This is a genomic window from Ruegeria sp. CDSB013 (assembly GCF_059611165.1).
This window is the reverse complement of the sequence record NZ_JBXWPA010000002.1, coordinates 92566-113165: the sequence shown is the minus strand read 5'-3', so window position 1 is coordinate 113165 and position 20600 is coordinate 92566. Positions and strand designations below refer to the sequence as shown.

21 protein-coding genes are annotated in these 20600 nt (G+C 58.8%); 12 read left to right on the top strand and 9 right to left on the bottom strand.

Annotated elements, in window-relative coordinates; genetic code table 11:
- Positions 1–2 precede the first annotated feature (2 nt).
- The 3 genes from AC2FJF_RS04030 to mazG form a co-directional block, all read right to left on the bottom strand.
- Positions 3–452, bottom strand: a complete 450-nt coding sequence (locus AC2FJF_RS04030) for a GNAT family N-acetyltransferase (RefSeq protein WP_496723166.1) — start codon at positions 450–452, stop codon at positions 3–5.
- Positions 449–1390 carry a nucleoside hydrolase gene (locus tag AC2FJF_RS04025; RefSeq protein WP_496723162.1) on the bottom strand — a complete coding sequence of 314 codons (942 nt, stop codon included), beginning with the start codon at positions 1388–1390 and terminating at the stop codon, positions 449–451. The genes AC2FJF_RS04030 and AC2FJF_RS04025 overlap by 4 nt, the downstream gene beginning before the upstream one ends.
- A gap of 63 nt (positions 1391–1453) precedes the next feature.
- Positions 1454–2311, bottom strand: coding sequence for a nucleoside triphosphate pyrophosphohydrolase (mazG, locus tag AC2FJF_RS04020; RefSeq protein WP_496723851.1), 858 nt, complete (start codon positions 2309–2311; stop codon positions 1454–1456).
- A gap of 66 nt (positions 2312–2377) precedes the next feature.
- Here mazG and AC2FJF_RS04015 point away from each other — a divergent pair, with 66 nt between their 5' ends.
- From AC2FJF_RS04015 to AC2FJF_RS04000, 4 genes are all read left to right on the top strand, one after another.
- Positions 2378–3541, top strand: a complete 1164-nt coding sequence (locus AC2FJF_RS04015) for a M20 aminoacylase family protein (protein WP_496723160.1) — start codon at positions 2378–2380, stop codon at positions 3539–3541.
- 12 nt (positions 3542–3553) lie between these two features.
- Positions 3554–4522: an agmatinase gene (gene speB, locus AC2FJF_RS04010; RefSeq protein ID WP_496723158.1), complete on the top strand. Its 969-nt coding sequence runs from the start codon at positions 3554–3556 to the stop codon at positions 4520–4522.
- Between the two features lie 62 nt (positions 4523–4584).
- The gene (speB, locus tag AC2FJF_RS04005; protein ID WP_496723156.1) at positions 4585–5532 is read left to right on the top strand and encodes an agmatinase; all 948 of its coding nucleotides are present in this window, start codon (positions 4585–4587) and stop codon (positions 5530–5532) included.
- A gap of 319 nt (positions 5533–5851) precedes the next feature.
- Positions 5852–6250: a DUF1499 domain-containing protein gene (locus AC2FJF_RS04000; protein ID WP_496723154.1), complete on the top strand. Its 399-nt coding sequence runs from the start codon at positions 5852–5854 to the stop codon at positions 6248–6250.
- On the opposite strand, the gene AC2FJF_RS03995 is transcribed toward AC2FJF_RS04000, so the two are convergent.
- Positions 6191–6478 carry a hypothetical protein gene (locus AC2FJF_RS03995; protein ID WP_496723152.1) on the bottom strand — a complete coding sequence of 96 codons (288 nt, stop codon included), beginning with the start codon at positions 6476–6478 and terminating at the stop codon, positions 6191–6193. The genes AC2FJF_RS04000 and AC2FJF_RS03995 overlap by 60 nt on opposite strands.
- Before the next feature lie 63 nt (positions 6479–6541).
- Between AC2FJF_RS03995 and prfA the strand changes: the two genes are divergently transcribed.
- The 3 genes from prfA (at position 6542) to AC2FJF_RS03980 (ending at position 9267) form a co-directional block, all read left to right on the top strand.
- A complete protein-coding gene (gene prfA / locus AC2FJF_RS03990; protein ID WP_496723849.1) occupies positions 6542–7597 on the top strand; it encodes a peptide chain release factor 1 in 1056 nt (351 codons plus the stop codon).
- Positions 7594–8439: a peptide chain release factor N(5)-glutamine methyltransferase gene (gene prmC, locus AC2FJF_RS03985; protein ID WP_496723150.1), complete on the top strand. Its 846-nt coding sequence runs from the start codon at positions 7594–7596 to the stop codon at positions 8437–8439. The genes prfA and prmC overlap by 4 nt, the downstream gene beginning before the upstream one ends.
- A 237-nt stretch (positions 8440–8676) precedes the next feature.
- A complete protein-coding gene (locus tag AC2FJF_RS03980; protein ID WP_496723147.1) occupies positions 8677–9267 on the top strand; it encodes a DUF4167 domain-containing protein in 591 nt (196 codons plus the stop codon).
- A 58-nt stretch (positions 9268–9325) separates the two neighbouring features.
- Here the strand turns inward: AC2FJF_RS03980 and rsmA are convergent, their stop codons facing one another.
- From rsmA to lptG, 5 genes are all read right to left on the bottom strand, one after another.
- The gene (gene rsmA / locus AC2FJF_RS03975) at positions 9326–10168 is read right to left on the bottom strand and encodes a 16S rRNA (adenine(1518)-N(6)/adenine(1519)-N(6))-dimethyltransferase RsmA (protein ID WP_113790091.1); all 843 of its coding nucleotides are present in this window, start codon (positions 10166–10168) and stop codon (positions 9326–9328) included.
- A gap of 84 nt (positions 10169–10252) precedes the next feature.
- Positions 10253–11218 (bottom strand): 4-hydroxythreonine-4-phosphate dehydrogenase PdxA, encoded by a 966-nt coding sequence (pdxA, locus tag AC2FJF_RS03970; RefSeq protein WP_496723145.1) that lies wholly within the window; start codon positions 11216–11218, stop codon positions 10253–10255.
- A complete protein-coding gene (locus tag AC2FJF_RS03965) occupies positions 11215–12468 on the bottom strand; it encodes a peptidylprolyl isomerase (RefSeq protein ID WP_496723143.1) in 1254 nt (417 codons plus the stop codon). The genes pdxA and AC2FJF_RS03965 overlap by 4 nt, the downstream gene beginning before the upstream one ends.
- Positions 12459–14621: an LPS-assembly protein LptD gene (locus tag AC2FJF_RS03960; protein ID WP_496723141.1), complete on the bottom strand. Its 2163-nt coding sequence runs from the start codon at positions 14619–14621 to the stop codon at positions 12459–12461. Before AC2FJF_RS03960 ends, AC2FJF_RS03965 begins: the two co-directional genes overlap by 10 nt.
- Complete coding sequence (gene lptG, locus AC2FJF_RS03955) at positions 14621–15721, bottom strand: LPS export ABC transporter permease LptG (protein WP_058277603.1); 1101 nt, start codon at positions 15719–15721, stop codon at positions 14621–14623. The genes AC2FJF_RS03960 and lptG overlap by 1 nt, the downstream gene beginning before the upstream one ends.
- A gap of 240 nt (positions 15722–15961) precedes the next feature.
- Between lptG and AC2FJF_RS03950 the strand changes: the two genes are divergently transcribed.
- The 5 genes from AC2FJF_RS03950 to AC2FJF_RS03930 all read left to right on the top strand — a co-directional run bounded on the left by AC2FJF_RS03950 (position 15962) and on the right by AC2FJF_RS03930 (position 20575).
- Entirely contained in the window at positions 15962–17428 is a 1467-nt protein-coding gene (locus tag AC2FJF_RS03950) for a leucyl aminopeptidase (protein ID WP_496723139.1), read from the top strand.
- Positions 17429–17432: 4 nt separating this feature from the next.
- Positions 17433–17891, top strand: coding sequence for a DNA polymerase III subunit chi (locus tag AC2FJF_RS03945; RefSeq protein ID WP_282118261.1), 459 nt, complete (start codon positions 17433–17435; stop codon positions 17889–17891).
- Between the two features lie 154 nt (positions 17892–18045).
- Positions 18046–19239, top strand: a complete 1194-nt coding sequence (locus tag AC2FJF_RS03940; protein ID WP_496723136.1) for an NADH:flavin oxidoreductase/NADH oxidase family protein — start codon at positions 18046–18048, stop codon at positions 19237–19239.
- Positions 19240–19301: 62 nt separating this feature from the next.
- The gene (locus tag AC2FJF_RS03935) at positions 19302–19532 is read left to right on the top strand and encodes a hypothetical protein (protein WP_496723134.1); all 231 of its coding nucleotides are present in this window, start codon (positions 19302–19304) and stop codon (positions 19530–19532) included.
- Positions 19529–20575 (top strand): aldo/keto reductase, encoded by a 1047-nt coding sequence (locus tag AC2FJF_RS03930; protein ID WP_496723131.1) that lies wholly within the window; start codon positions 19529–19531, stop codon positions 20573–20575. Before AC2FJF_RS03935 ends, AC2FJF_RS03930 begins: the two co-directional genes overlap by 4 nt.
- Positions 20576–20600: the final 25 nt, after the last annotated feature.

Here is a 20600-nt window from a genome sequence, read left to right as displayed (position 1 = left end):
ATTTAGAGCGTTCGGCTCATCAAGACATAGCGATCGCGCGGTTTGAAGCCGGTGCGCAAGTACAGTTTATGCGCGGCCTCGTTCGTGCGATCGACTTCTAGGTGAAGGGCGGTCAGACCGGCCTCGGCCAGAGCTTTTGGCAGGTCAAGCAACACTTCGGTGGCGATGCCACGGCCGCGTACGGCTGGGCGGATGTAGATTTCGTCTATGAAGCCGTCCATGCCGCCAAATTCGACCGACCAGCCGAAGGTCAGGATGACGTAGCCCAGCGGCGCACGTCCTGGACCGATCAGGTAGACGCAACCGTGGGGAATACCCTCTAGCAAGGGGGTCAGCGCATTGCGGGTCTGGTCCATGTCCTGCGCGATCCCGGCTTCGGTGTGGAACGCGGTCACCAGGCCCATCAGGCGATCCAGATCTTCGGGGCGCGCAAGGCGAAGTGCGGCGCTCATAGCCGGGCCAGCCGTTCGGTCAGCAGGGCAAAGAAACCGTCAGCGTCGATTTCCCCAATGAACAATGCATTGGGCGGGTGGTCTGTCACGCGCCACCAATCAGCGACGGTCATACCCATCGTCAGTTCGGACTGCGTTTCGATCTGGACGTTGATGTGTCGGCCCGAGAACAGCTCCGGCCGGATCAGATAGGCGGTCACGCACGGGTCGTGCAGCGGCGCGCCTTCCGAGCCGTATTTCTCTATATCGAATCGTTCGAAGAATTCCGTCATCTCGGCCACGGCATGCCCGACCTTACTGTCGAGCGCGCGGAAGGCGTCATTGCGATGTTTCGTGACCAGCGCATCATGGGTCACGTCTAGCGGCATAACGACGACATGAACGCCGGATTTAAACACGATATCAGCAGCTTCGGGATCAACATAGATGTTGAATTCCGCCGCTGGAGTGATGTTGCCAACCTCAAAATACGCACCGCCCATCAGAACGATTTCTTGTACCCGATCAACAATGTCTGGCGCTTTTTGAAAGGCGGATGCGATGTTGGTCAGCGGGCCGAGCGGGCAAAGTGTGACGGTTCCCGGCTCATGTGCGCGCAGGGTGTCGATGATGAAGTCGACCGCGTGCCCGTCAGCCAGCGGCATTTCCGGATCAGGCAGGATGGGACCATCGAGGCCGGTCTTGCCGTGCACATGTTCTGCGGTGACCAGAGGGCGGTTTAGCGGGCGATCACACCCGGCATAAACAGGGATATGCGTGTGGCCGGCCAGTTCACAGACGATCCGCGCATTCTTGGCCGTCAGTTCCAGCGGTACATTCCCCGCAACGGCGGTAATGCCCAGAACATCAATCTCTTCCGGGCTTGCCAATGCCAGCAAGATGGCGACTGCGTCGTCCTGCCCGGGATCGGTGTCGATGATGATCTTGCGCGGTGCCATGCTTTGCCTCCGGGGTATTGAAGCGCGGACACTCGCAAGTGTCACCACGCTTGTCCAGCGGTTTCAGACCTCGGTCGTCGCACCTACCGGCGGGAGTTTGCCATTGGCGCGGTGCTCTTCAATTTTGACCTCGTCCCACAGCGCATCCATTTCTTCGAGATCGCTTTGAGATGGTGTTTTACCGCGCGCAGCCAGCCGCGCCTCGACCTGCTCGAACCGGCGGGTAAACTTGGCATTGGTGCGGCGCAGGGCGGCCTCGGGTTCGATGCCCAGATGACGGCCCAGATTGACCATCACGAACAGAAGATCGCCGAATTCATCCTCCAGCGCGTCTGCGTCCTTAGCATTGCGCGCTTCCTCCAGCTCTGCAGCCTCTTCCGTGATCTTGGCCAGCACATGGCTGGCATCAGGCCAGTCAAACCCCACGCGGGCCGCACGTTTCTGCAGCTTGTGCGCGCGCAATAAGGCAGGCAGGTTGGCCGCGACACCGTCCAGCGCGCCTTTCTGTTCCTTGCCGGCGCGCTCTGCCGCCTTGATGGTTTCCCAATCCACGGTCTGCTGGTCCGCTGATTTATGGCGGGATTCATCGCCAAATACATGCGGGTGACGGTCGACCATCTTGTCCGACATGGTCTGCACCACGTCCTGAAAGGTGAAATGCCCGGCTTCTTCGGCCATTTGTGCGTGAAAAACCGACTGGAACAGCAGGTCGCCCAGCTCGCCTTTCAGCTCATCATAGGCTTCGCGCTCGATGGCATCGGCGACCTCATAGGCCTCTTCGATCGTGTAGGGGGCGATGGAGGCAAAATCCTGTTCGATATCCCACGGGCAGCCTGTTTGCGGGTCACGCAGACGGCGCATGATTTCCAACAGGCGCTCGATACCTGCATCGCTGTCGTGGATCAGAGGATTTTCGGCCATTGCGAACCCTTTCGTTCCGGTGTCAGATGCATCCATTCCGCAGTCCCGATCAGGAGTCCACCCCAGATGCCCGTCGTCAACCGAATTGCCGATTACTCAGCCGATATGGCCGCATGGCGCAAACACTTGCATTCGATCCCCGAGTTGGAGTTCGAATGCCATGAAACGGCAGCGTTCGTAGCGGACCGTCTGCGCGAATTCGGAGTGGACGAGCTGCACGAAGGTATTGCCCAGACCGGGATCGTCGCGATCATCAACGGGCGGGGCGAGGGGCCGACGATTGGTCTGCGCGCCGATATGGACGCGCTGCCGATCCCTGAGGAAACGGGCGTTGAATACGCCTCGACCAATCCGGGCAAGATGCACGCCTGCGGTCATGACGGGCACACTACGATGCTGTTGGGTGCGGCGCGCTATCTGGCCGAAACGCGGAATTTTCGCGGCCGTGTGGCGCTCATTTTTCAGCCAGCCGAAGAAGAAGGCGGCGGCGCGGGCGTGATGGTCGAAGAAGGCATCATGGACCGGTTCGACATCTCTCAGGTCTATGCGCTGCATAATGCACCGAACCTGCCTGAAGGCGCATTTCACACCACTCCGGGGCCGATCATGGCGGCGGTGGATACGTTCGAGATTCATATTCAGGGCGTTGGTGGTCACGGGGCCATGCCGCATGAAGCCCGCGACCCGGTGATGGCGGCTTGTGGTATCGCGCAGGCGATCCAGACGATTGTTAGCCGCAACAACTATGCGCTGGACGACCTGGTCGTCTCGGTCACGCAAATCCACACCGGGACAGTGAACAACGTGATCCCCGATACGGCATTCATCAACGGAACCGTCCGAACCTTCGATCCAAACGTTCAGCAGATGGTGATCGAGCGTATGCAGCAAATCGTGCAGGGGCAAGCGACCTCATACGGGGTCGAGGCGCGGCTGGACTATGAAAAGAACTATCCGGCCACGATCAATGATGGCGAAAAGGCCGGGTTCGCTGCCGAGGTGGCCCGAGATGTGTCGGGGGCCGAGCGTGTGGTGGGCAACATGGGACGCGAGATGGGGGCTGAGGATTTCTCGTACATGCTGCAATCGCGCCCCGGCGCCTATCTGTTTCTAGGGCAGGGCGAGAGCGCCGGGCTGCACCATCCGAAATACAATTTCAACGACGAGATCGCGCCGATCGGCGCTTCGTTCTTTGCACGGATCGTCGAAAAGGCGCAGCCGCTGGGCTGACGGGGGGAAGACATGGCACTGGAAGACGCAAAGAACCAGGTGGACGAGGCATTCACCAATCCTGATCTCAAGGGACTGTCCTACGAGAACACCTTTGGCGGCGCGACCTCGTTCCTGCGTCGCCTTTACACTAAGGACCTGAAAGGCGTGGATATCGCAGTCACAGGTGTGCCCTTTGATCAAGCGGTGACGAACCGTCCGGGTACCCGTCTTGGACCGCGTGCCATACGTGAGGCCAGCGCGCTGCAATCGCCGGATGCGCCCTACGGCTGGCCGTTCGATGCGCTCAGCGAGTTGGCAATCGTGGATTACGGAGACATGGCTTATGACTATGCCAATATCCCTGCCTTTCCCGATACGTTGACCGACCACATCCGCACCATTCTGGCCGCTGATGTGTCTTCGGTCACGTTAGGCGGTGATCACTATATCAGCTTCCCGATCCTCAAGGCCTATGCTGAGAAATACGGGCCGATTTCTCTGCTGCAATTCGATGCGCATACAGATACTTGGGCCGATGACGACATGTCCCGCGTGGATCACGGGACGATGTTTTACAAGGCGGTGAAATCCGGGATCGTGGACCCGAAACGCTCGGTTCAGGTCGGTATTCGCACGACGAACGAGGACACTCTGGGCGTCAACATCATCGACGCGCGCGAGGTATACGAATCCGGCCCCGCCGCGGTGGCGCAAAAGATCAAAGGCATTCTGGGGGACAGCCCGGTCTATCTGAGCTTTGACATCGACGGCCTGGACCCGGCCTTTGCCCCCGGCACCGGCACACCCGTTTGGGGTGGTCTGAGTTCCATTCAGGCGCAGATCATCCTGCGCGATATCGCAGGGATCAACATCAAAGGCGGGGACGTGGTCGAAGTGTCGCCGCCCTACGACACGTCAGGTGCAACGGCCATTGCTGGTGCGCATGTCGCCACTCAGATCATCTGTCTGCTGGGGTGGAATAAGCTGGTGCAAGATTAACCTTTGGTTAGCCATCTTTCCGGTATCTGATTAACCAAAAGCCGGACGGGAGAAATACGGGCATGACAGACTATAATCAACCGATCAGCGGCAATGATCTGGCTCGGTTTTCCGGGCCGAACACGTTCATGCGTTTGCCGCAGGCGGAGTCGCTGGCAGGACTGGATGTGGCCGTGCTGGGCATTCCGATGGATATCGGCACCTCATGGCGGTCCGGCACGCGGTTCGGGCCGAAACAGATCCGCAGTGAAAGCGCGATGATCCGGCCTTATAACATGGCCAATTCGGCCGCTCCGTTCGACAGCCTGCAGATTGCGGATATCGGCGATCTGGCGATCAATACCTTTTCGCTGGCCGAATGCCTGAAGATCATCAAGGAAAGCTACGATTCCATTCTCGATCAGGCGGTTATCCCGGTTGCGATGGGAGGTGATCATTCGATCACGTTGCCGATCCTGCGCGCCATTGCCGCCAAGCACGGACCGGTGGCGCTTGTGCATGTGGATGCCCATGCCGACGTGAACGAAGAGATGTTTGGCGAGCGGGAAACGCACGGCACTGTCTTTCGCCGCGCCTATGAAGAAAAGCTGATCGTCCCGGACAAGACTTTTCAGATCGGCATTCGCGGTTCGGGTTACGCGGCCAGCGACTTTACCGAGGCGCAGGACTGGGGCTTTCGCCAATTCCCGGCGTGGGAGCTGTGGCAGCAGAACCTGACTGAGATCGGCTCACAAATCCGCAAAACGATCGGCGACCACCCGGTCTATATCACCTATGACATCGACAGCCTGGACCCAGCATATGCCCCCGGCACCGGCACACCGGAAATCGGAGGGCTGACCACGCCGCAAGCCTTGCAGCTGATCCATGCGCTGGCAGGCGTGAACGTGGTCGGATGCGATCTGGTCGAGGTGTCGCCGCCATACGATCCGTCAGGAAATACGGCGCTCACGGCGGCCAATCTGTTGTTTGAGTTGCTGTGCATCCTGCCAGGCGTGACGTCGCGCTAGAGGCAGGTAATTACTGTGATCTACCTATTTGCAATCAGGATCTACACCAGAGCTGTAGTATTCCGAATTGCTATTTGAGGGGCTACGATCCTGAGAACTTCTATTTTTCGAGAAATGCATGTAAAGCATGAAAAATACAAACGGGATAGCCACCCATGCAAGTTCCTCAAAAATCCAGATTACGATCTCCATGAAGAATTCCTTTAGCCCTAGCGCGCGTGTTTGTGTTGTAGTTTATTCAACCGTGAGCGTTTGTCACCTTGCCCAACAAAGATGAGGGCTCGACCTGTAGACTGGCGGAATAACCTTGGACAAAAAGATGATGGTTTGGGTAATCGTTGGCCTGCTGGTTCTATTCGGGGTATACATTCGGCTTGCCCCCTCAGACCCGGAGAAATGGCATATTGCGCCGGTCAGCGATCATGACCTTGATCTTGATGGAGGTGTTGTCCGCGTGGTCGAAATGGGGCCGGATGGCCTGCTGCGGCTGGATGCGTTCGCACGCGTTTCAGACCGAACATCAGTTCTGGCCGGGTCTGTTGATGAAGGGATGATTACCTACATCACACGCACGAAAGTGATCGTCTTTCCAGACTACACGACAGTGCAACAGGACGGAGACACGCTTCGCATCTATGCTCGTCTCAGGTTTGGGCGGTCAGATTTTGGGGTAAACCGCGCTCGTGTTGATGAGTGGCTTGCTCTGTTGCAGCCCTGAGGACAGGCACCCCTCCTGAACCTCGCGCCACATCGGTACGTTCAGAGACATCTGGCATTGCGCCATGAACATGCGGCCGTCGACCTGCAGGCAGATCATCTCGCCCAGTTCGACGCGGGTTCCGGATTTGTCGGTGCAATAACAGTCCTGAACCTTGCCGCCGGGGCCGACCACGTCGGCCAGGGCGGGCGTTACGAGCAGTGTAAAAACAAGTATGAACCGTTTCATGTGCATTAGCCTAGCATAGTGAGGGGCCTTGACCAAAGGGCCGGATTGATAGACACCGCCCGGATGATCCCCGAAGAACGACTTGAACAGATAACCCAGCGATTCCAGTACCTCGAAGCGGCCATGGCAGATGGTGCCTCGGGTGGGGATATTGCGGCCTTGGCCAAAGAATATTCCGACCTCAAACCGATTGTGGATCAGATCATGGCGTGGCGTCAGCTGGTCGCCGATCTGGCCGAGGCCGAGGCGATGCTGGCCGACCCCGACATGAAAGAACTGGCGGAAGAAGAAATTCCGGCGTTGAAGACCCGCATCCCCGAATCCGAACACGCCTTGCAGCTTGCGCTGTTGCCCCGTGATGCGGCGGATGCGCGTCCGGCGATGCTGGAAATCCGTCCCGGAACTGGCGGCGATGAGGCCGCGCTGTTCGCCGGGGACCTTCTGCGCATGTACCAGCGCTATTCCGAAGCGCGGGGATGGAAGTTTGAGATCATCGAAGAACAGGCCTCGGACCTGGGTGGGATCAAGGAGGTCGTGGCCCATATCAAGGGCGAGAACGTGTTTGCCCGGATGAAATACGAGTCCGGCGTGCACCGGGTGCAGCGCGTGCCGGAAACCGAAAGTGGGGGGCGCATTCACACCTCGGCTGCGACGGTCGCGGTTTTGCCCGAGGCCGAGGATGTGGATATCCAGATCGACGCCAATGATATTCGCATCGACACTATGCGCAGCTCGGGTGCTGGGGGGCAGCACGTGAACACCACCGACTCGGCGGTGCGGATCACTCACCTGCCGACGGGGATCGTTGTGACAAGCTCGGAGAAATCGCAGCACCGCAACCGCGAGATTGCGATGCAAGTGCTCAAAACCCGACTGTATGATCAGGAGCGTCAGCGGATCGACAGTGAACGGTCTGCGGACCGGGCCAGTCAGGTGGGATCGGGGGATCGGTCCGAGCGGATCAGAACCTACAATTTCCCACAGGGGCGCATGACCGATCACCGCATCAATCTGACGCTCTATAAGTTGGATCAGGTGATGCAGGGCGATCTGGATGAGGTGATCGACGCATTGACTGCCGACGATCAGGCGCGGCTGCTGGCAGATATGGCGCAATGATCGCCGCACTGACAGCAGCACAGGCGATGGTCGCGGCTACAGCGCGATTGCGGGCGGCTGGCGTGGCTGACCCGGCGCGGGATGCGCGCGTTCTGCTTGCCCATGCGGCGCGGATCGAAGCCAGCCGGGTCACTCTGATTGCGCCCGAAGAGCTGTCTCCTGAGGTTGCAGAGCGTTATGATCAGTTGATCTCGCTGCGTGCGGTGCGTGTTCCGGTGTCGCATCTGTTGGGCGAGCGTGAGTTTTATGGCCGACGGTTCCGTGTCAGTCGCGATGTGCTGGACCCACGGCCGGAAACCGAAGCGCTGATCGAAGCCGCGCTCAGCGAACCGTTCGATCATGTTCTGGATCTGGGGGTCGGATCAGGTTGTATCCTGATCACGTTGCTGGCCGAACGGGCCAGCGCTTCGGGTGTTGGCGCGGACCTGAGCGAGGCCGCCTGTCTACAGGCCAGCGCAAATGCAGTGCAGCATCAGGTACAGAGCCGGGTGGAAATTCTGCAATCGGACTGGTTTCAGAATATTGACGGCCAGTTTGATCTGATCGTTTCGAACCCCCCCTACATTTCACTGCAAGAAATGGCCGACCTTTCGCCAGAAGTGCGCGTGCATGAACCGCGCATGGCGCTGACGGACGAAGGGGACGGGCTGGGTGCCTATCGCCGCATCGCCGCGGGTGCGCCGAACTTTCTATTGCCCGGCGGTCGTCTGCTGGTGGAAATCGGGCCAACGCAGGGGCAAAGCGTCGCGGCTTTGTTCGAGTCGGCGGGTTTGACAGCCACAAGGATCATTCCCGATCTGGACGGCCGCGATCGCGTCGTTTTTGCCAAAATGCCGCTTTAATGCGGCAACCTGAGGCCGAAATACGCCGATTAATGTAAAAAAGCTGCGATTTTTGGGACAACCCCCTTGTCTGTACGCACAGGACGTGTTTACTCAACACCAGTCGGAGGGCTGACGCTGGTTCAGCGGGCCCCGGACGCCAAGCCCAAAATAGTCGACATCGCGTCACAGCTAAGCTTTTGAGCAGTGCAGGATGCGAGATGATCGACAGCGAATGACAAGGCTGACGTAAAGTAAATGAGATCTTCCAAATCCCGCTCTCGGGTCAAGAATAACCGCAACCGTCCTTCTGGGGGCAATGTCGTCAACCGGGTTTTTGACAGCTCGGGTCCCGAAGGCAAGGTGCGTGGTACGCCCCAGCAGATTATCGACAAATACAATCAGTTGACGCGCGACGCCCAACTGTCCAATGACCGTGTGGCCGCCGAGAACTTTCAGCAGCACGCAGAACACTATCTGCGCCTGTTGAGTGAGGCACAGCGCGAAATGGAAGCGCGCCGCGAAGAGCAAGATCGCCAGAACCGTGAGCGTCAGGCCGAGCGGGATCGCGAACGCGCCGAGCGCCAGGAGCGCGAAGCTGCTGCCCGTCAGTCGGACCCGGCCGAAGCGCCGCAACCGGACGTGATGGATTTTACACCCGAGGCAGCCACCCCGGAATCCGGTTTGGTCGAGACCCCGGAAAGCAAGGATGCCGCTGCGGCCGCCGAAGCACCGGCGAAAAAAGAAAAAGCACCGCGTCGCCCGCGTACGCGTAAGCCAAAGCCCGCGCCAGAGGGGGCAGAGGACGCACCGACAAGCAACGGTGATGCACCGGAAGCGGCTGAGTAATTTCTGCCATAGAGTTCAAAAAGCCCCGGAGTTCACTCCGGGGCTTTTTCTTTGCGCATTAGCTTTTTTGAACTTCCCGGGCCAGCGCACAGAACGCTTCGAGCGGGACTTGTTCGGCGCGCTCTGTGGGTTGGATACCAGCCGCGAGCAGGCGGTCCTCGATATCAGGCGCCACGCCTTTTAGCGATGCGCGCAGCATCTTGCGGCGCTGGTTGAAGGCTGCGGCCACGACGCGCGACAAAACCCGGGCATCTGCCGGGTAGCGCGGTTCGGGCAGGGCCGTTAGATGCACAACAGCGCTTGAGACCTTTGGCGGAGGCGTAAAAGCCCCGGGCGGCAGGGACATAGCGATGCGCGCCTCGGCCCGCCATTGGGCAAGGATCGCAAGTCGGCCATAGGCTTTGCCCCCGGGTTGGGCAACGATGCGTTCGGCGACTTCGCGTTGGAACATCAGCGTCAGGCTTTGCCAGAACGGCGGCCATTCGGGTGGGGTCAGCCAGCGCACCAGTAATTCGGTGCCAACGTTATACGGCAGGTTTGCGGCAATGCGGATAGGTGGGGTCAGATGCGCCAGCGGGTCGATTTCCAGTGCGTCGCCGTTGATGACCTCAAGACGACCCGGGTAAGCAGCAGCGATGTCGTTCAGGGCAGCGATACAGCGGGTGTCTTTTTCGACCGCGACGACCTTGCGCGCACCTTCGGACAACAGACCGCGGGTCAGACCACCGGGGCCGGGGCCGATTTCCAGCACGTCGCATTCCGTCAGATCCCCTGCCTGCCGCGCGATCTTGGCTGTCAGGTTGAGGTCCAGTAGAAAGTTCTGCCCCAGCGATTTACGCGCCGAGAGTTGATGTGTCGCGATAACCTCGCGCAGAGGGGGAAGGGTGTCGATTGAACTCATGATCCGATTACCGTGGCGCGTGTCCGGGGGGGAACGCCAGTGATTTTTTGCCTCCGGCGGGGATATTTTCAGCCAGGTGAAGGATCAAGCGCTTTGTGCCATCCGTTGGGCCAGTTTCAGTGCCTCGATCAGACTGGTGGGGTTTGCTATGCCCTGCCCGGCGATATCCAATGCGGTGCCGTGATCGGGCGAGGTGCGAATGAAGGGCAGGCCGAGGGTCACGTTCACGCCACGGTCGAAGTCGAGTGTCTTGATCGGGATCAGTGCCTGATCGTGATACATGGCAATTGCGGCGTCATATCGGGCGCGGGCGGCGGCGTGGAACATCGTGTCCGCCGGGTGTGGGCCGGTAACCGTGCAGGTATCGCCCGGCAAATCAGATATCAGAGGGGCGATCCAGTCCAGTTCTTCATGCCCCATTTTACCGCCTTCGCCCGCATGCGGGTTGAGGCCTGCAATGGCGATGTGGGGATGGGGGATACCAAACTGTCTGCGCAGGCCTTCAGCGGTAATGGCGATGGTTTCGCGCAGCAGATCGGGGGTAAGCTCAGACGGGACGCGCGACAGCGGGATGTGGATCGTTGCGGGCACCACGCGAAGCTGATCGCTGGCGAGCATCATAACGACACGCTTGCGCCCGGCTAGAGCGGCGAGAAATTCGGTATGGCCGGGATAGGCGAACCCGGCCCCGTCGATCAGGGCTTTTTTGTGGATCGGTGCAGTGCACAGCGCCGACGCCGCGCCGGATTGCACCAGAGAAACACCGGTTTCGATGGCGTCGATCACACTGGGCGCATTGGACGGATCTGGTTGGCCTGCTGTGTTTGTGGCGGGAAAGCTCAATTGCAGAACAGGCAGGGCACTGGCGCTGATTTCATTGGCCTGCGCCGGATCGCTGATCCGCTGCGTGGGCGTGCCTGCGGGCAGATGTGCCGCATCCCCGATATAGAAAAACGGGCAGCTCGCGCGCAGTTCAGACCATGCCTTGGCGGCGATTTCAGGTCCAACGCCAGCAGGATCGCCACAGCTTAGCGCGATGGGCGCGGTCATTGCTCGATAATCGTCGCGTCGGCGCGGAGCTGTTCAACCAGACTTTCGGCAAAGGCCTGCAGACGCTGTTGCGTCAGGGCGTTGGCCACATCCACGCGCGTGGTGTCTTCGCCCCGGTCCAATGTGCGTGTGCACAGCATCAGGAACTTCAGAGTCTGGCCATTGTTCCCCGTCAGCGTCGTCGAAACTTCGTTCAGGTCCAGCTTGGACAGCTCAAGCGCTACGTCGCGCGGGATCTCGGAGGGGCTGGCTTCAACACGTTGCAGGACTGCGGCAGGTTGATCCTTGGCGATGCCATAGAGGTCGTCGCAGGTATCGATCTGTTCGCGCAGCTGGGCAGCGCTGGCCAGAGTTTCGGCACTACGACCGCCGGCCATGTTGTAAATTGCGTAGTCGATCTTGGAGTATCGCGGCGCGCTGGTGCTGACTTCGCGCAAGCCGCGCAGCTGGAACAGGGCGATGGCATTGGGCAACGACAAAGGCTGCGTGATGTCGCCTGATTTGAGACCCAGAATCACAGGTTGCAGGGCAGGGGGCAAGTCGGTCAGGTTCAGCCATTCCAAACGCCCGCCGTCATCGCGTGTGCCAGCAGCTGAATACTGCGTGGCAGCAGAAGAAAACGCATCGAAACCTTCAACCTGAGCAATCTCTTCGGCCAGCAATTCGGCTTGTGCAAGGGTCTGCGGAGTGACCGGAATGATTATTTCCGACAACAGAACCTGAAGCCCGCCGCTCCCGGCCTGTCCTAAAGCCCGGTTAATCTCGTCGTCGCTCGGCCTGGCTTGGGACAGAAAGCGCGAACTGACGTAATCGCGCCACGAAAGCTGATCAGCGACGAAATCCCGTACGGTTTCGGGGGAAACGCCGGCTTCGCCCAGCAATTGCAGGAATTCGTCGGTCGAAAGGCGACCACGGGCTGCAAATTCATCAATGCCCACCTGAATGTCTTCTGGTGCAACCTCGATTCCTGCGTCGCGCATGGCCTGCTTGCGCAGTCGTTCGTCGATCAACGCGTCGCGGACTTCGTCCTCGGTTGCGCCAGGGGCACCCAGAACAGTCAGGAATTGCTGGCGTTGCTGAAGTTCGTACCAGGTGACAATGTCCTGATTCACCTTGATCGCAGGTGAAAACAGGCTCTGAGCCTGGCTGTGACCAGTGGACAGGGCCAGCAAAGCGGCAGCCAGTGCCGGTGCAACCGGTTTTAGCCAACCGGAACGAATGAATCGCGAGAAACCTGAAATCAACTGCATCTTCTCTTGTACTGTTGGCCGCCACCCTCAACGGAGTAACCTGTCAGGGCTACGGTAAACCCGAATTCTGTCGAAGGCTCAATACTTGATGATGAGGTAAATCGCCTGCTAACGGTCATGTTAACTTTTACACACTCATTCTGGTAGGTAACGCCCAGCCCATAACGGATCGGTTCGGATTCGCTGAGGTCATAGCGCGCATAGGCCTGCGTCAACCAGTTCTGGTCAACAAGGTAGCGGCCATTCATCCAGATTTCGGATATCTCGTCATTCGCATTTTCTGCCGGATCCTTTTCCTGCCACACATAACTGCCGGTTAGGCCGACATTTGGCTTGTTCCAGCCTGCGCGCACCTCGGCCTTGGCAAAGCTGAAATCACCATTCAACAGGCCGCGACCCGCCAAAGACCAGCCATTGGCGGTTTGCAACTGACCGGCCAACAACACGTCGGAGGCGGTGCCCTGTAGGCCCGACGTTAGGTTGAAGTTGGGGTCAGCGGTCGAGCGGAAGACCTGTCCGACAGTGGCAAGCGCGCGCCAGCCATTTGCGGCATAGCGCGCCCAGTTGACCCCAAACACCGCCGTCGCGCCGTCTTCGCGACGATCCGGGGCCGGAAAGCGAGACAGGGACAACAAGTTCCCCTGGTCGAATTCCTGAAACGTGCTTTCGTCATTGGGAACGTCTTGATCTGTCACGTTCGTCCAACCGACTTGCGCGATGGGTTCAAGCACCTGAGTGGCGCCTGACTTTTCCCGCCGGGTCATCGGGTAACGCAAGGTGAGTGCAGCGCGGGGGGCCGCGCGGGTCACCTGGTCAGGAAACTGGCTGTCATCTCGGATGTCAAAGATATCCACCGATGTCCCGAACCGGGCATCAGCCCTGAGGCCCGATGCGAAAATCCAGCTGCGCATCCAATCCGCATCGAATGTGGCGCGCGCGACATCGCGGCCAACGATGTCCTGATCGCTGGTGCGTGTGTGATTGTGGGCCACAAAGCCCAAGCGTACTTCGCCGCCGACAGAGGTTGGGAAGTAACGTTTCTGGAAATACAGGTCGAAGATCCGAGATGGGATCACTTCCTCATTTTCACTGTCTCGCAGGGATTTGTAATGGATGAAACTGGTGCGGAAGGCGGTATCGCGTTTGATCCGCTCAAGCGCGATTTCGCTGCGCAACCGGTCAAAATCAGGCAGACCATAGTCGGCGAGATACGCGTTATCCGAGGTCGTCTTCACATCAAACAAAAGGCGGAAGTCGTTGTTCAAGAAGAAATAACCGTTGGCAAATAGATAGCCCCGATCCTCATTTTTTTGCAGGTCGTCGCGGGTGAAAGCACCGTTCAGCTCAATCCGGCCGCGTTTGAATGCCTGGCGATAGCGATAGCCCAGTGTTCTAGTTTTCCCCGAGATATAGGGGGTCAGCGTCAAGTCCCTGTGGTCGCCAAGCTTAAAGAAATACGGCACCTGCACGCCGGTTCCCAACTGCGATGTGGTGCGAATCGACGGAACAAGAAAGCCCGTCGCGCGGTCCAGTGTCGGGTCGGGCAGGCGCAGATAGGGGAAGTAGAAAACCGGGAAATCCAGTATCCGGAACTGTGCCCCTTCGAAATACAATTGGCGTTCCAACTGGTCATGCGTGACCTTGCGGGCGCGGATTTGCCACAGCGGCGGTTTACCATTTGCGCAGACATGGCAGGACGTGGCCGAGACCTTGCTGAACTGTGTGTAACGCCCCCCTGCGCGCGCAGCCTGGACCGAGGCGATCTGAACCTGTTGATCGAATACCATGCGGGCTCCGATCAGCAGACCGTTCATGATCCCGTCATCCAATTCGGCGGAATCAGCCAGCAACGTGGTTTCGCCGCCCTGATCGATGCGGACCGGGCCTTCCAGCGACAGATTGCCGGTTTCGCGGTCATAAGTGATGCGCGTGGCCGTGACCTTGGTGTCGCCCTGAAAGGCTTCGACATTCCCTTCGGCCACCAGATTACGCTCGGGTGTGATAAAGATCCGGTCGGCCACCAGGAGGGCAGGCTGATCCTCTTGCGTGGCACCCTGCGCGGCACCGGCAGCGGGTTGAGATTGCGCGAATGCGCCCACGGGCATGGTCAGTGCGACTGCACCGGACAGAAACAAACTGGCAATAAGCCGCATCAGCCGTCCTCCGCATGCAGCAAAAGGCCGAGGGACAGAAGAATTGCTGCGAAGGGCGGGGCCCAGGCCGCGACTAAGATAGGCAATTGACCGTTTTCCCCCAGAATTTGGGCAAAGTTGCGAATGAAGTAGATACCAAATCCCAGCAGGACGGCGGTTAAAACCGCGATCCCGGTGCCGCCAAATCGCACGTGGCGCATGGTGAAGGCCGCGCCGATCAGGACCATCGACATCAGAAACAAGGGGCGGGCCAGTTGGACCTGCAACCAAACCTCATATTGCTTGGTCGAAAACCCGGCTTCGCGCAGGTCGCGGATCAGTTCCGGCAGGTCATAGACCGATACGGAATCCTGATCGCCAAGCGTGTCCAGAATCCGTTGGCGTGTCAGCGATGTGGGAACCTCAAGCCGCGCGTGTTCAGTGGCGTGGGTTTCTGGATTCACACCGCCTTCCAGCGCCCAGATCTTGGCATTGGTCAGAACCCACGTACCGTTCTCCAGATCCGCCTGGTCGGCTACGATCTGCTGGGTCGGTGTGCCGTCCGGGGCGAAGGTAATGATCGTCACCTGATTAAGGGTGAACCTGTCGCCGTTAGATGTGTCCTGGGCGTGGATCACGGATTGACCATTGGCCGATCCCTGCCGCAACCAAAGACCATCTGCACTGATCGACAGCGTCGATCCGCCGTTGTTTTTGTAGGATTCGGCAAGCTGTTTGTACTCTTCCGACGTGGCGGCTGCGATGGGGTTCAACATGCCAACCGCCAGTGCGCCGATGATCAGGGCGATCACCACAGGGGCCAACAGGGCGCGGATGCCTGAACGGCCAGTGGCACGGGTGACAACCAGTTCCGAACTGCGGGCCAGACCGATAAACAACGCGATCGTGGACAGGATGACCAGCAGCGGCAGCATTTCGCTGATCGCGGCAGGCGTATTCAGCAACGTCAATTGCAACAGCTGACCAAAGGACAGGTTTGCATCGTCAAAGCGGCGCACCTGTTCGATCAGGTCGATCAGAATCATCAGCGTCAGGAAAATGCTGCCGATGACCAGGAAACTTTGAATGAATCGGCGGGCGAAGTAGCGGTCGAGGATCACGAAGGAACTCCTGCCGAAAAGACGCGCAAACAGCCTTTGGTCGGGTACAGACCAGAATCACCGCTGCACGCAATTGTGCGCGACAGCCTATGCCTGCTCTGTCTTGCCAAAACCTTCTCCCCCGAGCCTGTCGGATTTTTTCCGGGACTGTAGTCCAAATGCGGGCCGGGGAAAACTGCTATCTGGTCAAGCCGCGCGGCGCGGGCTAGGTCTTGGGGAACTGATTTTGAGGAGTTCGCAATGAGCAGTCTTGTACCGATCCGTTTCCAGGACCCCGACATGGATGCGATGGCGCAGGCCGAAGGGCGCGTGGCCATAATCATCCCGTCCGACGGCAAAATGAACCCCGCCGCCCGTCGCGCCAACCGCCTGACCCGCGGGGCTGTGACACGGCTGGTCGAAAGCGAGCGTTTCGAAAAGGTGAAAACCGGTGACGTGATCTCGATGGCGTGGCCATCCGGCATGGCAGCCGAGGCGCTGGACGTTCTGGTCCTGCCGCGCCGTCCGGAACCGGCCGAGGCCCGCAAGGCCGGTGCTGCGCTGGCCAAGCTGGCGGGCAGCAAGGACCTGCTGGTGATGTCGGGCAATCAGGTCAAAGCCGAGGATCTGGCCATGGGCATCGCGCTGCGCAGCTATGATTTTGATGCGCACAAGACCAAGGATTCGGATGAAGCCGGTTCGGTCATCATAACCCACCAGAAGGCAGATGAGATCGAGGCTGCGTTTGCACCGCTCTACGCGGTCGCCGACGGTGTCCGTATGACACGCGATTTGACCAACGAGCCTGCGAATATCCTGACCACCACCGAATTCGCCGACCGTCTGGACGAGATGAACGCACTGGGGCTTGTGGTCGAAGTGCTGGAAGAGGACAAGCTGGCCGAGTTGGGCATGCGCACGTTGCTGAGTGTCGGGCAGGGCTCTGTCAGCCCGTCAAAGGTTGTGGTTATGCAGTGGAACGGCGGCGACAAAGATGACGCGCCGCTGGCTTTGGTGGGTAAGGGTGTGGTGTTCGACACCGGTGGTATCTCGCTGAAACCTGCGGGTGGCATGGAAGACATGACCATGGACATGGGCGGCGCTGGCGTAGTGGCAGGTACAATGCGCGCGCTGGCCAAACGCAACGCCAAGGCCAACGTTGTCGGCTTGGTCGGATTGGTGGAAAACATGCCTTCAGGCAACGCCACCCGTCCCGGCGATGTGGTCAAATCCATGAAGGGCGACACGGTCGAGATCATCAACACCGATGCCGAGGGCCGTTTGGTTCTGTGCGACGTGATGTGGTACGCGCAAGAGCGGTTCAAGCCTGTGGGCATGGTCGATCTGGCCACCCTGACCGGAGCGGTCATCATCGGACTGGGGCATGAGAATGCAGGTGTTTTCTCGAACAATGACACGTTCTGCAATGCCTTCCTGAAAGCCGCAGGTGCCGAGGATGAAGGCGCATGGCGCATGCCATTGGGCGAAGCCTATGACAAACAGCTGAAATCGCGGATCGCCGACATGAAGAACGTCGGTGGTCGCCCGGCGGGCTCGATCACCGCAGCGCAGTTCCTGCAGCGGTTCGTCAAGGAAGACATGCCGTGGATTCACCTGGATATTGCCGGTGTGGCTTCGGTCTCGTCCGAGACATCCTACGCCCCGAAGGGCGCAACCGGCTGGGGCGTACGCGCGCTGAGCCGTTTCGTTCAGGACAACTTCGAGTAAGCCGATGGGGGCCGTCTATTTCTATCACCTGACCCGCCAACCGCTGGAGCATACCTTGCCGGTGTTGCTGGACAAGGCACGGCAGGCCGGGTGGAAGATTGCCGTGCGGGGCAGCGATCCCGCGCGGATGGACTGGCTGGATGAAAAGCTGTGGCAGGGGCCCGAAGAAGGGTTCCTGCCACATGGCCGCGCAGGCGGTCCGCACGATGCCGCGCAGCCGATCCTGCTGACGACCGAGGCGCAGGCTGCCAATGACCCGTCTTGTGTCATGGCGGTAGATGGCGCGGCGGTCGACCCCGATGAGATCAAGAAACTGGACCGCGTATGTATCCTGTTCGACGGCAATGACGCAGAGGCCGTTCAACACGCGCGCGGGCAGTGGAAGGCTTTGACCGGTGCGGGATGTTCCGCCCAATACTGGTCCGAAGAATCCGGGCGCTGGGAAAAGAAAGCTGAGGCTTAGGGCCCGAGCCGCTTTCCGGAAGGCGTGGTGGTGATTGCGCAAAGATGTGCGATCAGAAATGCCTCAATGACCGGATTGAAGCCCAAATTGACGGATGCCGTACACGGCAAAAATGACAGCTTTCAATTGTTAAGGCCTAAGTTTGAGGAGCCAAATGTCCAACAAACCTCAGTCTCTCTTGCGCCAACCGCTAATTCTGCCCTGCGGCGTAACTCTTAAAAACCGAATTGCTAAATCGGCGATGTCTGACTCGCTTGGTGACGGCAAAGGCAATCCAAGTGATGATCAAATCAAACTTTATGAGCGTTGGGCAACTGGCGGCCTCGCCCTCTCGATCATCGGCGAAGTGCAGGGCACACCTCATTTCGCAGAGAAGCCCGGCAATTTGGTTTTGAACGATCAATCCGATTTCGCATTTCTAAGAAAACTTGCACAGGCAGGGGCAACCAACGACGCTCATTTGTGGCCGCAACTTGGACATGCAGGTGCGATGGCGGATGCTCCGATCAGCTCGCCGAAAGGTCCGAGTAGACTTGATTTGCCCGGTCTGAAATGCGACGCGCTGTCCTTGGATGAGATCCACGCGCTGCCGGCCGAATTTGCACGCACGGCAAACCTTGCCAAGCGGCTTGGGTTCGGTGGCGTTGAGTTGCATGCGGCCCATGGATTCTTGCTCAACCAGTTTCTGTCTCCGCTATTCAACAAACGCGAAGATGCCTATGGCGGTTCTTTGCAAAACCGGATGAGACTGCTGCTGGAAGTGATCAGCGCCGTGCGTAATGCCGTTGGCCCGGATTTCCCTGTGGGCATCAAGTTGAACGCGACAGATCAACTTGAAGGCGGCTTCGCTGAAGATGAATCCCTTGAGGTCATTGCGGCATTAGACAAAACATCGATTGATCTGATCGATGTCAGCGGTGGCACATATTTTCCGGGTGCTGCGTCATCATCAGATCGTGCGGGTTCCGGCGTCTATTTTCTTGATTTTGCTGAACGTGCGCGTGCGAAAACGAACATTCCCCTTATGGTGACGGGCGGTTTCAAGACGCTTGCACAGGCCAAAAGCGCCATTGCAGAGGGCAAAGCCGATCTCGTTGGATTGGCCCGCGCATTGGTCGTTGATCCAGAATTGCCATCATTTTGGCTTTCCGATCAACGCGACGAGCCGCAATTCCCACGTTTCAGAAACCCTCCGGAAGGCGGTGTGACTGCATGGTACACGATGCAAGTCACGCGGATCGCCAGAGGTGAGGACGCGCTTGAACCAGATGATCTAGACGAAGCAATAGCGGCATACGAGGCCAGAGATGAGGTTCGACGAGAGGTTTGGAATTCTCATTTCAGCTGAATCTTACGAGCAACCTAAGGCCGGCATTGGCGCAGCTGCAGTGACCGAAAGCATTGGTCCGCATGGCGGACCAAAACTTTGAAAGGAAAGCGCATTCGCTGGAATCGGCATGGATACCCGTATCACAGGGGGCAGAAACTCCGCGCGCTGCGTTTGGCTTTATTCCGCTTTTTGCAGAGAGGTTTGAACAAGCCCAACCCCTTGTTGCACCGGAATTGATCGCCTGCACCCTTGCTCTGACGGTTCTCTGCTTTAGGGTGCGCGGCGTTGCGAGCGGAAGGATTTTGAGATGAAAAAGAACCCATTGGGGCGCACTGGTATTGAAGTGACGGATCTGTGCCTTGGAACCATGACGTTTGGCGCGCAGACCTCTGAGGCCGATGCACATACGCAGATCGATATGGCGCTGGAGGCGGGGATCAATTTCGTTGACGCCGCTGAAATGTACCCGGTGAACCCGGTCTTGAAAGAGACCGTGGGGCGGACCGAGGAAATCCTGGGCAACTGGAACGCGGTGAACCCCGCGCGGCGGGCAGAATATATTCTGGCGACCAAACATTCCGGTGCAGGTTTCGCCCATGCCCGCGACGGGGCACCGATTTCTGCGCAAACGATTCCCGAAGCGATCGAGGGGTCTCTGCGTCGTTTGCAGACAGATTGCATCAATCTGTATCAGATTCACTGGCCCAATCGTGGCAGTTACATGTTTCGACAGAACTGGGACTATGCGCCGTCTGGTCACAACACCGATGAGGTGTTGGCGAATATGCAGGAGTGTCTTGAAGCCCTGCAACAGCAAGTCGACAAGGGCAATATCCGCGCATTCGGCCTGTCGAATGAAAGCGCATGGGGCACCGCGCAATGGCTTCGGCTGGCAGAACAGATGGGCGCGCCTCGGGTCGCTTCGGTTCAGAATGAGTATTCTCTGCTCTGCCGTCATTTCGACACCGATATGGCCGAGTTAAGCGTGCACGAAGATGTGGGCCTGATGGCGTTTTCTCCGCTAGGGGCAGGGTTTTTGACCGGCAAATACCAGGGCGGAGCGGTGCCTAAGGGTTCGCGCATGGATTTAGTTCCGACCATGGGCGGGAGAAAATACGAGCGTGTGTTTGGGGCCGTCGATGCCTATCTGGAGATTGCCCAGCGGCATGGTCTGGATCCGGTGCATATGGCGCTGGCATGGTGCCGGACACGCCCGTTCATGATGTCTGCCATATTTGGAGCGACCACGGTTGCGCAGCTGGCCCATATTCTGGCGGGCACGGAGGTGGTGTTGGCGGATGAGGTGCTATCGGATATCAGTGCCGCGCATCGCGCACATCCGATGCCGTTCTAAGAGGGCTCTGCATCCTCCCTGCTTT